Origin of the sequence: Jannaschia sp. 2305UL9-9, assembly GCF_041403465.1 — a bacterium.
Classification (GTDB): Bacteria; Pseudomonadota; Alphaproteobacteria; order Rhodobacterales; family Rhodobacteraceae; genus Jannaschia.
On record NZ_JBGEHM010000002.1, the window covers coordinates 298,935 to 312,797 of the forward strand.

Annotated in this window: 15 protein-coding genes; 13 read left to right on the top strand and 2 right to left on the bottom strand. The window is 63.2% G+C overall.

Annotated elements, in window-relative coordinates; translation table 11 throughout:
- The first annotated feature begins 63 nt into the window (after positions 1-63).
- Entirely contained in the window at positions 64-747 is a 684-nt protein-coding gene (locus V6N07_RS09290) for a GntR family transcriptional regulator (protein WP_371155843.1), read from the top strand.
- Between the two features lie 39 nt (positions 748-786).
- On the opposite strand, the gene V6N07_RS09295 is transcribed toward V6N07_RS09290, so the two are convergent.
- Positions 787-1,173 (bottom strand): YciI family protein, encoded by a 387-nt coding sequence (locus V6N07_RS09295; protein ID WP_371155845.1) that lies wholly within the window; start codon positions 1,171-1,173, stop codon positions 787-789.
- 87 nt (positions 1,174-1,260) lie between these two features.
- Between V6N07_RS09295 and V6N07_RS09300 the strand changes: the two genes are divergently transcribed.
- The 7 genes from V6N07_RS09300 to V6N07_RS09330 all read left to right on the top strand — a co-directional run bounded on the left by V6N07_RS09300 (position 1,261) and on the right by V6N07_RS09330 (position 7,167).
- On the top strand, positions 1,261-2,136 hold the full coding sequence (locus V6N07_RS09300; RefSeq protein WP_371155847.1) for a fumarylacetoacetate hydrolase family protein: 876 nt from the start codon (positions 1,261-1,263) through the stop codon (positions 2,134-2,136).
- Positions 2,136-2,786 carry a malonic semialdehyde reductase gene (locus V6N07_RS09305; protein ID WP_371155849.1) on the top strand — a complete coding sequence of 217 codons (651 nt, stop codon included), beginning with the start codon at positions 2,136-2,138 and terminating at the stop codon, positions 2,784-2,786. The genes V6N07_RS09300 and V6N07_RS09305 overlap by 1 nt, the downstream gene beginning before the upstream one ends.
- A complete protein-coding gene (locus V6N07_RS09310) occupies positions 2,787-3,242 on the top strand; it encodes an OsmC family protein (protein WP_371155850.1) in 456 nt (151 codons plus the stop codon).
- Positions 3,243-3,339: 97 nt separating this feature from the next.
- Entirely contained in the window at positions 3,340-4,407 is a 1,068-nt protein-coding gene (locus V6N07_RS09315; RefSeq protein WP_371155852.1) for a C4-dicarboxylate TRAP transporter substrate-binding protein, read from the top strand.
- A 41-nt stretch (positions 4,408-4,448) separates the two neighbouring features.
- Positions 4,449-4,979, top strand: a complete 531-nt coding sequence (locus tag V6N07_RS09320; protein WP_371155853.1) for a TRAP transporter small permease subunit — start codon at positions 4,449-4,451, stop codon at positions 4,977-4,979.
- A complete protein-coding gene (locus tag V6N07_RS09325; protein WP_371155855.1) occupies positions 4,976-6,283 on the top strand; it encodes a TRAP transporter large permease in 1,308 nt (435 codons plus the stop codon). Before V6N07_RS09320 ends, V6N07_RS09325 begins: the two co-directional genes overlap by 4 nt.
- A gap of 11 nt (positions 6,284-6,294) precedes the next feature.
- Positions 6,295-7,167: a dioxygenase gene (locus V6N07_RS09330; RefSeq protein WP_371155857.1), complete on the top strand. Its 873-nt coding sequence runs from the start codon at positions 6,295-6,297 to the stop codon at positions 7,165-7,167.
- Between the two features lie 83 nt (positions 7,168-7,250).
- Here V6N07_RS09330 and V6N07_RS09335 read toward each other — a convergent pair whose 3' ends face one another.
- Positions 7,251-7,946, bottom strand: coding sequence for a GntR family transcriptional regulator (locus tag V6N07_RS09335; RefSeq protein ID WP_371155859.1), 696 nt, complete (start codon positions 7,944-7,946; stop codon positions 7,251-7,253).
- Between the two features lie 83 nt (positions 7,947-8,029).
- On the opposite strand from V6N07_RS09335, the gene V6N07_RS09340 reads away from it, so the two are divergent.
- The 5 genes from V6N07_RS09340 (at position 8,030) to V6N07_RS09360 (ending at position 13,827) form a co-directional block, all read left to right on the top strand.
- Positions 8,030-8,245 carry a hypothetical protein gene (locus V6N07_RS09340; protein ID WP_371155861.1) on the top strand — a complete coding sequence of 72 codons (216 nt, stop codon included), beginning with the start codon at positions 8,030-8,032 and terminating at the stop codon, positions 8,243-8,245.
- Positions 8,246-8,464: 219 nt separating this feature from the next.
- The gene (locus V6N07_RS09345; protein ID WP_371155863.1) at positions 8,465-9,784 is read left to right on the top strand and encodes a nucleotide sugar dehydrogenase; all 1,320 of its coding nucleotides are present in this window, start codon (positions 8,465-8,467) and stop codon (positions 9,782-9,784) included.
- A gap of 38 nt (positions 9,785-9,822) precedes the next feature.
- A complete protein-coding gene (locus tag V6N07_RS09350; RefSeq protein WP_371155865.1) occupies positions 9,823-11,298 on the top strand; it encodes a glycosyltransferase in 1,476 nt (491 codons plus the stop codon).
- A 10-nt stretch (positions 11,299-11,308) separates the two neighbouring features.
- A complete protein-coding gene (locus tag V6N07_RS09355; protein WP_371155867.1) occupies positions 11,309-12,352 on the top strand; it encodes a hypothetical protein in 1,044 nt (347 codons plus the stop codon).
- The gene (locus tag V6N07_RS09360) at positions 12,349-13,827 is read left to right on the top strand and encodes a mannose-1-phosphate guanylyltransferase (RefSeq protein ID WP_371155869.1); all 1,479 of its coding nucleotides are present in this window, start codon (positions 12,349-12,351) and stop codon (positions 13,825-13,827) included. The genes V6N07_RS09355 and V6N07_RS09360 overlap by 4 nt, the downstream gene beginning before the upstream one ends.
- Positions 13,828-13,863: the final 36 nt, after the last annotated feature.

Sequence of the window (13,863 nt, forward strand, 5' to 3'; positions counted from 1 at the left end):
CCATGCCACTAGATTTGGCGGGGGTATTCTAGTATACCTGATACGTATGCAAGGAGTTTTCGGATGGTAGCCGTACAAGAAATCGCGGAACGCAGGACCAGTGCGGATATCGTCTATGACCATCTGTACGAAGAAATCGTCAATCTGGACCTTTTGCCCGGCACCAAGATGTCGGAGGTGGAAATCGCCAAACGGTTCGGCCTGTCCCGGCAACCGGTGCGCGACGCCTTCTCCCGCCTGTCCAATCTGGGCCTTCTGATCGTGCGGCCACAGCGATCGACGGTCGTGCGGCACTTTTCGCTGGAAGGCATCCAGAACGCGCGTTTCATCCGCACCGCGGTCGAGGTGGAGGTGCTGCGCAGCGCCTGTGCCCAGTGGAACACCGAATTCGACGATCGCGTCGATGCCAACCTTGCCGAACAGCGCAAGGTGATCACCGCGGACGACCCGGATTCCTTTCACCGTCTGGATTACGAATTCCACAAGCTGCTCTGCCAATCCGCCGCGGCCGATTTCGCCTTCGAGGTGATTGCCGCCAACAAGGCGCAAGTCGACCGGCTGTGCATCCTGAGCCTGACCAACAAGGGCAGCATGGAGGTCCTTTATGCAGACCATCTGGAGCTTGTCGACGGTCTGCGCCGGGGCGATTTCCAGACGGTGGAAACGGTCATCCGCCGCCATCTAGACCGGCTGTCACCGACGGTGACCGCGATCCACAAATCGCACCGGGAATATTTCTCGGACTGACGAACCGATCCACCGGCGCAGCGGTCGGGCGCAATCCGGTCAGGACAGGCGCGCCGTTTGTGCCGACAGGCCCACCGAGACGGTCAGGCTGCCCTCGTTGATCATCCATTTGCGCAACTCGTAGGTCCGGGCCCCCTTGGCGTGCATCGGGTCGGCATCCGTGATCGCGCGGGCGGTCTCGAACGACGCCGCGCGGTAGACGATCAGCCCCATCCCCTGCATGTCCTGCCCGGTCACATCCGACATCGGTCCGGCAAACACGAGCGATCCCGCAGCCTCCATCTCGGCCTGGTACGCAAGATGCGCCGGCAGCGTCTCCTTCATGACCTCCGGCGCGGCAGCGGGCGTCGAGATCACGACATAGAGTTCAAACGCAAGTGAGCCTCGCGCAGCGGCCTCCGCCTTGTAGGCATCCCATGGTGGCATCGAAACCTCCGTCCGATTAAAATCGATTTTATTTGACACATCGAAACTTTATCGGCAGGAATTACATCAAGCAACAGGGAGTTGAGGATGCGGTTTCTCATCGGGAGCGCGGGTTCCGCGCAGGCGGTCTTTGCAGTGAAAGGGGATCAGGCCTTTGATCTGACGGCACGTTTCCCCGCCGTTGGCGACGATCTGAGCGGGCTGATCGCCTCGCCCGACCTGATGGCGGAGGTCGGCGCTGCCGATCTGGGCGACGGGATCCCGGTGTCCTCCATCACGCCGGCCCTGCCTGTCACGGCCCCCGGCACGATCATCTGCCTTGGCCTGAACTACGTCGAGCACATCAAGGAAGGCGGCTACGACATTCCCGATTATCCCGCCCTCTTCATGCGCGGAAAGAACTCGATCATGCCGGCCGGTGCCCCCCTTGTGCGGCCGACCTGTTCCGACAAGCTGGACTATGAGGCGGAGCTGATGATCGTCGTCGGCACCGGCGGTCGACACATCGCCGAGGAAGACGCGCTGAACCACGTCTTCGGATATACCGTGTTCAACGACGGCTCCGTCCGGGACTATCAGCGCAAGACCCATCAATGGACGCCGGGCAAGAACTTCGACAACACCGGCGCCATCGGCCCCTATGTCGTGACCCCCGACGAGGTGCCCGAAGGCGCCAAGGGCCTGAAGATCGAAAGCCGCGTGGGCAATGAGATCCTGCAATCGTCGAACACTGGCAACATGATCTGGGGCGTGGCGCGGACGATCGCCATCATCTCGGAATACACCACCCTCGAACCAGGCGACCTGATCGCCATGGGAACGCCGCCGGGTGTCGGTCACGCAAAAAAGCCCAATCCCCGGTGGCTGATCCCCGGCGAGGTCGTCGACATCGAGATCGAGGGCATCGGCATCTGCTCCAACCCCATCGTGGACGAGGCCGACATGGCCCGCGCGGCCGAGTGATGGCGGACGGAACCGACCCGCGCCTGCGGGCGCAGCAGGACATCCGTGACCTGCGCGCCCGTATCGACCACCTGGGCGACGATGGGATCGATCTGATCCTGCGGGATGCGCGGTCGCACTATGCCTGGACCGACCGGCCCGTCTCGGACGAGACGCTGCGCACCATCTACGACATCACGATCGCCGGACCGACCAGCATGAACACCTGCCCCGCGCGGTTCGTGTTCGTGAAATCCGACGCCGCGAAGGACCGTCTGGCCAAGTCGCTCAAACCGAAGAACGTGGACAAGATGAAGTCCGCCCCGATCACGGCGATCATCGCGTGGGATCCGGAGTATTGGCGCCGCCTCGACTTTCTGTTCCCGCACGAGGATCGAAAGCCGCTGTTCGATGGCAAGCCGGACTATGCCCACGACACGGCCTATCGCAATTCGACGCTGCAGGGTGCGTATTTCATGATCGCGGCACGCGCGCTCGGGCTGGACGTGGGGGCGATGTCGGGCTTTTCGAATGCCGTCGTGGACGAGGAATTCTTCTCCGGGAACGGCTGGAAATCCAATTTCCTGTGCAACATCGGATATGCCGACGAGACGGCCATCTTTCCCCGCCTGCCACGGTTTGCCTTCGATGACATCTGCGAGGTGATCTGAATGGCGATCCGGATGAAGACCACGGTGACGATGCGGCCGACAGCCACGGCCGTCAGCCATTCGCGCACCGATGTCGCCGTTCGTGATACCAGCATCATCATCGATGAGCCGTTGGAACGGGACGGCACCAATCTCGGGCCCAGCCCCACCGAGACGGCCATCGCTTCCCTGATCGCCTGCACCAACACCATCGGTCACAAGTGCGCCGACAAGCTGGGCATCGATCTGGGCGCGGTCACCTTCGCCGCGCAGGTCAGCTTCGATCGGCGCGGCGTGACCCTTGCCGAAGAAATCGACGTTCCTTTTCCGGACATCACCCTGACGGTCACCGCGCGCAGCGACGCCAGCGCCGAGGATCTGATCCGTGTCGGACAGGAGACGGCGAAATACTGTCCCATCGCAAAGGTATTCCAGGCAGCGGGAACGGATCTGACAGTCCTTTGGGAGAAGGGCTGACCACCACACCGGCGGGGCGGAGCAGGAGGCCACCCCGAAGGCGACGACGGAGCGGTGCGAGGGCATCGGCCCGAAACCGACAACAGGGAGGAACTACATGAAACACTGGATCGCGACGCTTGCGGCCGGCATGACGGCTGCCACACTTTCAGCCGTGCCCGTGACCGCGCAGGAAACCATCCGCGCCACCGTCATCGACGGCTATCCCGCGCGCGCCCTCTGGGTGGCGGAGTTCACGGACTTCTTCATCCCCGAGGTCGACAAGCGCCTGGCCGAGAACGGCAACTACGTGATGGACTGGCAGGAAAGCTATGGCGGCTCCATCGTCAAGCCGCGCGGCGTGCTGGAAGGCCTCGAGCTGGGCCTTGGCGACATCGGCATCGTGACGACCATCTTCCATTCCTCGAAGCTGCCCAGTCAGGCAATCGCCGCGGTGACGCCCTTCGTGTCCGCCGACGCGCGCGCCGTGGCGCAGGCCGTCGATGAAATCGCCCGGGAATTTCCGGCAATGCAGGCCGAGTTCGCCGAACAGAACCAGGTCTACCTTGCCACCGGCGTCGTTCTCGACAGCTATCAGGTGTTCGGGAAAGAGCCGATCAATTCGCTGTCCGACATGGAAGGCGCCAAGATCGCGGGCGCCGGCATGAACCTGCGCTATCTCGAAGGGATCCCCGGCGCGGCGGGCGTGCGCGGGGGTCTGACCGACTTCTACAACATGCTTCAGACCGGTCTGGTCGAGGATGCGATGCTCTGGCCCGAGGCGGCGGCGACGTTCAAGATCGCCGAAGTGGCGCCCTACATGCTCAAGGCCGATCTGGGATCCGTGAACTCCAAGACGATCACCGTGAACCAGGATTACTGGGACGGCCTGCCCGACGAAGTGAAGGGCGTTCTGCAGGAGGTCGCCGTTCTGTATCGCGATCACGTCGCGGGCATCGCCATGGACCGCGCCGCCGCCAGCGAAGAGGCATACGTCGCGGCCGGTGGCACCATCGTCGAGATGTCGGACGAGGCACGCGCCGCCTGGGCCGCATCGCTTCCGGACATCGCATCCGAATGGGCCGCGACGGTCGAGGATGGGCCCGCGATGCTGGCCGCGTATCTCGGCAAGCTCGAGGCCGCCGGCTACACCGGCGTGCGCGACTGGTCGGCTCAGACCAACTGACCATCGGTGACCGAAGTGACGAAGTCTCGGGAGGAGCTTCCATGACCAAATCCTATGGAGGCGCCACCCGCGGCTTCGCCCGCGTCGTGAACGGCATCGCGATGGGGGCGAATATCGCGGGAACGATGGTTGTCCTCGGCCTCGTGGCCATCGTGAACATGGACGTGGTCGCGCGCGGGGTCTTCAATGCCCCGTTCCGCGGCGCCTACGAAGTCGTCCAGTTCTCGATGGTGCTGATCGTGTTCCTGCAATTGCCCGACGTCTGCCGCGTCGGGCGGCTGACCCGGTCCGATGGCCTGATCCTGATGCTGGGGCACAGCAGGCCGAGTCTGGCCACCACGATGCGCCGCGCGATCAACGCCCTGTCGTTCATGATCATGGCCCTGATCGCCATCGCGGTCTGGCCCGAATTCATCAAGATGTGGGAAAGCCAGGATTTCTTCGGCGTCCCCGGCATCTTCACCGCACCGTGGTGGCCCATCAAACTGGTCATCTTCTGTTCCGCCACCCTCTGCGCGCTCATCTTCGCGATGAAGGCGTTCAGCCGCTCCGGATCGGACAAACCGCAATGAGCCCTCTTGAAATCGGCAGCCTGTCTGTCCTTGCGATCATCGCCCTGATCTATGTCGGCGTGTATATCCCCATCGCCCTTGCCACCGTGTCCTTCGTGTCGATCTGGCTGATGCGGGACAATTTCGACCTGGCCATGAACCTGCTGAAGATCGCGGTCGGCGACTCGGTCATGGAATATACCTTCGCGACCGTGCCCCTGTTCACCTTTATGGGCCTCGTCGTGTCCAAGGCGGGCCTTGGCAGCGATATCTACGACGTGATGTCGTCGGGGTTCCGCAAGGTGAAGGGTGGCATCGGCATGGCGACCGTGGGCGCCAACGCGGGCTTTGCCGCCGTCACCGGATCGTCGATCGCCTCGGCGAGCGTTTTCTCCAAGGTGTCCGTCCCGACGATGATGAAATACGACTACAATCCGCGTTTCGCCGTCGGGGTCGTTGCCGGATCATCGGTTCTGGGCATGATCATCCCGCCATCCGCGATGCTGATCATCTACAGTTTCGTGGCCGAGCAATCGGTGGGCGACATGTTCCTGGCCGGCGTCATTCCCGGCCTGATGCTGGCCGTGGCCTATGTCGGCGCGATCTGGGTCATGGGGCGCTGGTTCCCCGGTTTCGTCGGCGGCCGCCCGGCGGACGAATACGAGGCGATGGAATGGGGCGAGATCGCCGCCAAGACCCTGCCCACCATCTCCCTCATCACGATCGTTCTGGGCGGCATCTACACCGGCTGGCTGACCCCGGTCGAGGCGGGCGCCGCAGGTGCGCTCGCCGGTCTGATCATTGCCGCCATCCGCAAGAAGATGACCCTGCGCGCCTTCTGGGAGGCGCTGCTGGAAACGGGCCACATCACCGCGACCATCCTGTTCCTGATCACGGCCGCCTCGATCTACAGCCGTATGCTGGGCCTTGCGGGCCTGCCGAACGAGCTGGCCGACATGCTGGCGGGCAATCAGGCGGGCTTCTGGACGATCATGCTGATCTACGTGGCGATGATGCTGTTCCTCGGCACCCTTCTGGACACGGCCTCGATCATCCTGATCGTCGTCCCGCTGTTCCTGCCACTGGTGGAGCCCATGGGCATGAGCCTCGTGTGGTTCGGCATCATCACCGTCGTCGGCGCCGAGATCGGCCTGCTGACGCCGCCGCTGGGGATCAGCTGTTTCGTCATCAAGGCGTCGCTCGACGATGACCGCATCTCGCTCAAGGACGTGTTCCTCGGCGCGCTGCCGTTTGCGGGCGTGATGCTGATCGTGCTGCTGCTGCTGATCGAGTTCCCGATCCTCAGCCTTGCCATCATCAACTAGGGAGGCGGCCGATGCGCAACGTCACCAAAGACAACATCACCGATGTCTTCGTCGGCTACATGGGACCGGACATGGACCCGCGCATGAAGGAAGTGATGACATCACTCGTGCGGCACATGCACGACTTCGCCCGTGACGTGAACCTGACGCACGAAGAATGGCGCGCAGGCATCGCGTTCCTCGAAGGCTGCGCTGCGGTGGAGACGGAGGACCGCCATGAATTCGTCCTCGCCTCGGATGTGCTGGGCCTGTCGTCGCTGGTGGATATGCTGCACTCCTCGCCCGAGGCGACGTCGTCGTCGGTGCTGGGGCCGTTTCACGTGGCCGGCGCCCCCGACCTGCCGGTGGGCGGCGACATGAAGCGGGACTTTCCCGGTCCCGTCCTTGTTGCCACGGGGATCGTCAAGGATACGGACGGCAATCCGATCGAGGGCGCGACGCTGGATATCTGGCAGACAGCACCCAATGGCCTCTATGCCTCTCAGGACGACGCACAGGACACCTATTCCTTTCACGGCCTGCAAAAGACCGGCGCCGATGGGCGGTACGCCTTCACCACCGTCAAACCCGTCGAATACACCGTGCCCAGCGATGGGCCGGTGGGCGACATCCTGCGCGCCTGCGGTCGCCATCCATGGCGCCCCTCCCACCTGCATTTCATTGCCGAGGCGCCGGGGTTCCGCCCGCTGGTGACCGAGGTGTTCCCCGACGACGACCCCTATCTCGATCAGGACACCGTGTTCGGCGTGCGGGATGATCTGGTGATGAGCTATCAGAACATGCCTGCCGGCAGCTTTCCCGACGGCTTCGCCCTGTCCGGATCGGTGGACGAGCCGTATCTGAGGGTGGATTTCGACCTGACACTGGTGCGCCATAGCGTCTGATGCGCCGGTTCGCGGTCCCCGCTCCTCCGGGGACCGCCCCATCAAATGACATGCTGCGGGTCGGCAAGGACGACCACGCCGGCCTATTCGGCGGCGGTCTGTGCCGTCATCAGATCGGCAAGGAAGGCCCCCGTCCGACGGTAGTGTCCCAGAAGCTCGGCCTCGGCGCCATCGGCATCCCGCGCGACGGCCCGTTCCAGGATTTCGCGATGTTCCTGACCGACATCCCGCTTTTGATAGTCGAGCGCCCGACCTGCCAAATACCGATAGCGGATATTGAGGTCGTACAGCTGTGAACAGAACCGCAGAAGGATCGGCGCACCGCAATTGGCGAGCAGGGTCATGTGAAATGCCTTGTGCTCATCCTCGAAGTTGTCGGTGCCCTTGCCCGCGGCGCGCCCCATGCGGTGATGCGCAAGGACGACCGCCTCTTCCCAGTCCTCGGTCGCGGACGCGATGCTGCGGCGCAGGGCCATCCCCTCCAACTCGCATCGCATCTCGAGGATCTCATCGAAGTTCTCGCGACTTGTCGGAGCAGCGCGAAAGCCTCTCTGATCGATCCGTTCTACCAGATGCTCCGAAGTCAGAAGGCTCAGGGCTTCGCGGATGGGGGATGCGCCGGTCTGCAAGCGCGTGCGCAACCCTTCGATCTTGAGCTTTTCGCCCGGCTTCACCGCGCCGGTCACGATCAGGCGACGCAGGGAAAGGTATGTCCGCTGCGTAGCGGAGGCCGCGTTGCCAGATCCCGTGGATCCAACCTGTATGACACCCAAATCCATGCACCGATTAATATCGATTTTTCTGGCGCTGGCAATCGATACAGATAGTTTTGCTTGTTTTCCCTCTTTTCGCGGGGGGTGCCATGTCAAAAGACGCGGCGTCGCCGCGCCGGATGACGGATCAGGACCGCCATCCGGATGGAAAATTGCTGCAACTGCATCAAAGAGCGAACAATACGGGTTGCGTCGCCGAACTGTTCGCCGCAAAAACGGGCCAACCCCCTTTTCCGGCTGGGAAATTACGGGTCATGCCGCGTTCGGACGTCCGAAACACCGCAAAATCCCCAACGAATCTTTGAAAAAAGGTAGCCCCGCCCAAATGTGGCGGAAAAGGGGCGAAAGGCGTTCCAATTGGGGCAACCACCGACGGAAACCGTCCACCTGTATCCTCCGCAACACGCCTTTTACGGTTCGTTAATACTCTCTGGAACCGTTTCCTTGCCTGAATGCTGCGCGGGCAGTGTCTTGCCCTACAAGCGATGCGGAAGACATCGCCCAGAGCATGAAGGACAGGCACCATGGCTAACATCAGTATTTTCGGAATCGGATACGTCGGCGTCGTCGCGGCAGCATGCCTCGCCCGTGACGGCCACAACGTCATCGCCGTCGACGTCGATCAGGGCAAGATCGACGAGATCAACTCCGGCCGCTCGCCCATCGTCGAAGAAGGCATCGACGACCTCGTCCGCGAAGTCGTTCAGGCCGGCCGCCTGCGCGCCACCAAGGATTACGACGACGCTATCGGCAACTCGGAACTGACTTTCGTCTGCGTCGGCACGCCCTCGGCGCCCGACGGCTCCGTCGGTCTTGTCTACGTCACGGACGTCTGCGCCGGCATCGGTGCCGCGCTGGCCAAGAAGGACGCCTACCATTCGGTCGTCATCCGCTCGACCATCGTGCCCGGCTCCACCGAGACGGCCTGCATCCCCGTTCTCGAAGAAACGTCCGGCAAGAAAGCCGGTGAAGGTTTCGGCGTCGGCTACTACCCCGAGTTCCTGCGCGAAAGCACCGCCATCGCCGACTACGCCGACCCCGGCCTGATCGTCTTCGGTCACATGGACAAGATCACCGGCGACATCCTGCACGATCTCAACAAGGATCTGAACTGGACCATCCACAAGACGGACATCCGCACCGCCGAGATGGTCAAGTACACGTCGAACACGTGGCGCGCGGTCAAGGTGACCTTTGCCAACGAGATCGGCAACATCGCCAAGGCCTCCGGGATCGACGGTCAGTCGGTGATGGAGATCCTGTGCTCCGACACCAAGGCGGCCATGTCGCCCTACTTCATGCGCCCCGGCTTCGCCTTCGGCGGATCCTGCCTGCCCAAGGACGTGCGCGCCCTGCGCCATCTGGCCGAGCAGACCGGCGGGTCGCACAAGCTGCTGGATGCGGTGCTCGAAAGCAACGAGGAGCAGATCGCCCGCGCCGAGAACCTGGTTCTGGCATCGGGGGCCAAGACGGTCGGCTTCGTCGGCATCTCGTTCAAGCCGGGCACCGACGACCTGCGTGAAAGCCCGCTGGTCAGCCTGGCCGCCCGCCTCATCAAGAAGGGCGTCGAGGTCAAGGTCTACGACCCCTTCGTTCAGGAAGCCTTCGACGCCGGCACGCCGGGCGCAGGGCGCGGCAACGACGGTGTCCCGGACCTCAAGGACCGCATGGTCGGCGATCTGGACGCCCTGATCGAAGCCTCGGGCACCGTTCTCGTTGGCAACTTCTACCGCGAAGCCGCCCCGATGCTCGAAAAGGCAGTGGGCACGCGTACCTTGGTCGACCTGACGCGGATGCGCCGCGATCTGGTGACGTCCGAGGGCTATGAGGGGATCTGCTGGTAACAGCAGGGACCCGAGCCGTGGGGGCTGATGGTATGTTCATGAAGGTGTTGACACATCTTGCCTATTTCGGCGTGGTCATCCTGCTTGCAAGCATGGTGCCCGCCGGTTTCCTGGGCAATCCCGGCGGGGCGCAGACGACCATTCTGGTCGTCGGCTTCCTCGGGGCCTGGCGCTACAGCTGGGCGTTCCTCAACTTTACCCGTGCCATCATCTTTCGGCGGCTCGTCTACCCTCGGTGGAAAGCGCGGCGGCAGCGTCAGTTCGACGCCGCCGCGCAGCCGTCCCACTGCTACTTCATGGTGACGACCTATCTGGTGAAGATAGACGTCACCCTGACCGTCTACCGGTCGATCTTCCGGGCTGCCGCGGCGGCCCGCGACGGCGCCACGATCGTGGCCTCGGTGGTGGATGGCAAGGATGCGCGGCTGATCCGCGACATCTTCGATCAGATGCCCTGCGACATGACCGGCGTGAAGCTGGTGATCGATCGCATTCAATCCAAGGGAAAGCGGGATGCGATGGCCAAGGCGCTGCGCATCCTCAAGTCCTTTGCCCCCTCCCATCGCGACGTTCTGGTGTTCGTCGACGGCGACACGGTCGTGCCGGAAAACATCTGGGCCGCCTCGGCCCCCGTGTTCACCGACGAAAACGTCGGCGCCCTGACCACGGACGAAGGCGCGTTGATCGACAAGCCCGGTCTCTACAAGGACTGGTTCCACCTGCGCTTCGACCAACGCCAGGTGATGATGTGCTCCATGGGCCTCGCGAACCGCGTTCTGACCCTGACCGGTCGGATGAGCGTGTTCCGCGCCTCGTTGGCCACGAACGAAGGCTTCATCGAGGGCGTCGAATCCGACTACCTGAACCACTGGCGCCTCAAGCGCGTCGACTTCCTGACCGGCGATGACAAGTCGACCTGGTACTGGCTTCTGTCGAACGGCTACGAGACCGCCTACCTGCCCGACGTCAAGTCGCTGTCCTACGAGGAACAGCCCCGCGATACCTTCCTCGACAGCGCCAAGACGCTGATGGTGCGCTGGTTCGGGAACATGATGCGCACCAACGGGCGCGCGATCCGCCTTGGGCCGCGCCGTTGCGGGTTCTTCACCTGGTGGTCGATCCTCGATCAACGCGTGTCGATGTTCACCACGCTGGTTGGCCCGATCTCGGTTGCCGTCACCGCAGTTGCGGGCACACCGTCGGTCATCCCGCTGTATATCGCCTGGGTTCTGATGACCCGCTACGTGTTCTGCGCCTATATTGCGCTGTTCCGCGGTCACTGGTTCCCGATCACGCATCCGCCCGTCCTGTACTTCGGTCAGGTCGTCGGCGCGATGGTCAAGACCTTCGTGTTCTATCGGCTGGACCGCCAGAAATGGACACGCCAGGGCAGCGGCGCCGTCGAGGTGCTGCCAGCCGGGGAACGCATCAAACGAATGGAATCCTTCGCCATGCATACGCTCGCCATCTGCTGGTTGGTGATGGCGATCATGCTTGTGAACACGATTGAATGAGGGCCGCGCTATGAACGACATGTCTCCGATCCCCGGTGATTTCGCCTACCAGGATGAACATCCGATGCTGGCCGTCAGCTATACCCTGACGATCGACGACAAGACGCTCATCGGTGAGCGTCTGTCGATGACGCATCTTTCGGCACGCGCCGAAAGCCTTGCGCCGCAAATCGGATACCGCGGCCTTGCACGGTTGCGAATCGACTTTCCCGATTTCTCGCTGACCCTGTCGCCGGAACTGATGGTGCGCGAGGTCACGATGGACGGGATGGTCACGCTGACCTTCACCGATCCGACCGGGCCGCACCTGCCGCAACTGCGCTACGTGCTCAACAGCACGATCGCGGGCGAACTGGCCAGCCTTGACGGATTGATGACCTATAGCGGTCCGACCAAGCACAAGGCCGCCGGCAAGCCGGTGCCGCCATCCATCAAGGACCGCCTGCGCACCGCCGGTGTCATGGCCCTTTCGGCGGCCATCGTCATCGCGGCAGGCACCGTTCTGGTCAATCGCTGGACCACCGGGACGGAACTGCACCCGGTGTTCGTCGACGTTCAGGGTCGCCAGATGCGGGCCACCGTCGGCGGTCAGCTGACCTACCTGAACGAAGAGGCAGGCATGGGCGAAGTCGTCTTCGCGCTGACCTCGAATGCCGGCGATGTGCTGAACTTCCAGATGCCCTGCGACTGCGGTGTCAGCCTTTCTTCGAACGCATACGAGGGCGCAACTCTCCTTCCTTCGGACCAAATACTGACAATTTTCGACAATAGCTCTGACGTCAGGGCACGTACGCTCATGAGCATCGAGGGACTTTCCAGGGTTATGACCGGAGATCGCGCGACACTTCAGATGAATGACGGACGGGACATCCCCGTCGAAGTCATTGCGGATGATACGTCGAACGCTGCGGCCATGCGTGGAGACCTTTATGTTCCTGTCGAGTTGCGTGCGCCCGCGGGCGCGTTGACCGATGCCGATATTGGCACGGCGGGTCGCTTGCGGTTGTCAACGCCGCTGCTCAGTGGCCTCCTGCCGGAGTTTGGAACATCATGACACGTATTACGCCCCTCATCATCTGTGGTGGTAACGGAACTCGTCTGTGGCCGCTGTCCCGCCGCCAGGCCCCCAAGCAATTTCAGCGGCTTGCAGGCCCTGACAGCTTGACCTTCTTCCAGTCGGCCGTTCAGCGTCACCGCGGCGCGGCCTATACGGATCCGGTCATCGTGACCGGCGCCATGCATGAGGGCACGGTCCGTGCGCAGCTGCGTGACATCCAGGTCAAGGCCCGCATCATCTGCGAGCCGATGGGCCGCAACACCGGTCCGGCCGTCCTGGCGGCCTGTGAAGCCGTGATCGAGGCGCACCCCGACACCGTCTTCGTCGTCATTCCCGCGGATCATGTGATCGAAGGCGACATGACGACGCCCATGTCCGCCTGTGTGCCTGCCGCGCTGGACGGTCGCATCGTGACCTTCGGCATTCCGCCGCGCTACGCCGAATCGGGTTTCGGATACATCATCGACAATGGCCCCGTGGGCAAAGGCGACACGCCGCTGCGCGAAGTCGGTCAGTTCGTCGAAAAGCCCGCCGTCGACGACGCACAGCGCCTGATCGACCAGGGCGGTGCCTACTGGGCATCGGGCCTGTCCATGTTCTCGGCGCAGACGCTCATCTCCGAATATCAGCGCCTCGACCCGACCAGCGCCCGCCATGTCCGCGATGCGGTCCAGAACGCCTCGCGCAGCACCAACACCCTGCACCTTGCCGGTGCATCCTTCTCCCTCGCGGCTTCCGAGCCGACCGAAGGCCTGATCTTCGAGAAGACCGACCGCATCGCCCTTGCTCCGCTGGACGTAAGCTGGGACGACGTCGGTTCCTGGAAGGCGATGCACAGCGTCGGCAAGGCCGATGCCGACGGCAACGTCCTTCAGGGTGATGTCATCGCGCTCAACAGCCGCAATTCGCTGGTCCGCGCCGACAGCCGCCTCGTCAGCATCGTCGGCCTGCAGGATGTGGTCGTCGTCGAAACGGCCGACGCCCTCCTGGTCGCGCATATCGACGAAAGCCAGGTCATCAAGGATGTCGTCAGCCGCCTTCAGGCGACCGACCGCTCCGAAGCGCTGCGCCACGCCGATGCCGCGTCGCCCAAGATGGTCAAGGCCCCCGCATCCGAGGTCACCCGCGCCGTGGGTGCCGAAATGGCCGGCGACAACTTCAAGCTCGGCACATCCGAGATCGGTGTCGGCCAGGCCCTGATGATGGATCGCGGTCCCCGCACCCATCAGGCCATCGTGGTCAGCGGCCAGGTCCGCGCCACGGGCATGGGCTGGATCAAGGAAGTCGGTGCCGGCGGCCGGATCTACGCCGACGACCTCGGCCGTATCGAGATGCGGAACCTTTCGGAAAAACCAGCCGAGCTTCTGTTCGTGACGCTCGGTGCCACGTCCACCCCCTCGACCTCGCTGCGCCCGGTTCTCGAACCCGGCGAGGCAAGCGTCGATCAGCTTCCAAAGGTTGCTTATGGCTAATCGCGGTGCGGCATACAGACGGATAACAGCGACTGC

What these genes read in the sequence shown, in the direction of transcription:
- V6N07_RS09305 (WP_371155849.1), top strand. Translation starts at nt 2,136, where the DNA reads ATGGCGGACGGAACCGACCCGCGCCTGCGGGCGCAGCAGGACATCCGT.
- V6N07_RS09350 (WP_371155865.1), top strand. Translation starts at nt 9,823, where the DNA reads ATGAAGGTGTTGACACATCTTGCCTATTTCGGCGTGGTCATCCTGCTT.
- V6N07_RS09315 (WP_371155852.1), top strand. Translation starts at nt 3,340, where the DNA reads ATGAAACACTGGATCGCGACGCTTGCGGCCGGCATGACGGCTGCCACA.
- V6N07_RS09345 (WP_371155863.1), top strand. Translation starts at nt 8,465, where the DNA reads ATGGCTAACATCAGTATTTTCGGAATCGGATACGTCGGCGTCGTCGCG.
- V6N07_RS09295 (WP_371155845.1), bottom strand. Translation starts at nt 1,173, where the DNA reads ATGCCACCATGGGATGCCTACAAGGCGGAGGCCGCTGCGCGAGGCTCA.
- V6N07_RS09325 (WP_371155855.1), top strand. Translation starts at nt 4,976, where the DNA reads ATGAGCCCTCTTGAAATCGGCAGCCTGTCTGTCCTTGCGATCATCGCC.
- V6N07_RS09340 (WP_371155861.1), top strand. Translation starts at nt 8,030, where the DNA reads ATGTCAAAAGACGCGGCGTCGCCGCGCCGGATGACGGATCAGGACCGC.
- V6N07_RS09360 (WP_371155869.1), top strand. Translation starts at nt 12,349, where the DNA reads ATGACACGTATTACGCCCCTCATCATCTGTGGTGGTAACGGAACTCGT.
- V6N07_RS09335 (WP_371155859.1), bottom strand. Translation starts at nt 7,946, where the DNA reads ATGGATTTGGGTGTCATACAGGTTGGATCCACGGGATCTGGCAACGCG.
- V6N07_RS09355 (WP_371155867.1), top strand. Translation starts at nt 11,309, where the DNA reads ATGAACGACATGTCTCCGATCCCCGGTGATTTCGCCTACCAGGATGAA.
- V6N07_RS09300 (WP_371155847.1), top strand. Translation starts at nt 1,261, where the DNA reads ATGCGGTTTCTCATCGGGAGCGCGGGTTCCGCGCAGGCGGTCTTTGCA.
- V6N07_RS09310 (WP_371155850.1), top strand. Translation starts at nt 2,787, where the DNA reads ATGGCGATCCGGATGAAGACCACGGTGACGATGCGGCCGACAGCCACG.
- V6N07_RS09320 (WP_371155853.1), top strand. Translation starts at nt 4,449, where the DNA reads ATGACCAAATCCTATGGAGGCGCCACCCGCGGCTTCGCCCGCGTCGTG.
- V6N07_RS09330 (WP_371155857.1), top strand. Translation starts at nt 6,295, where the DNA reads ATGCGCAACGTCACCAAAGACAACATCACCGATGTCTTCGTCGGCTAC.
- V6N07_RS09290 (WP_371155843.1), top strand. Translation starts at nt 64, where the DNA reads ATGGTAGCCGTACAAGAAATCGCGGAACGCAGGACCAGTGCGGATATC.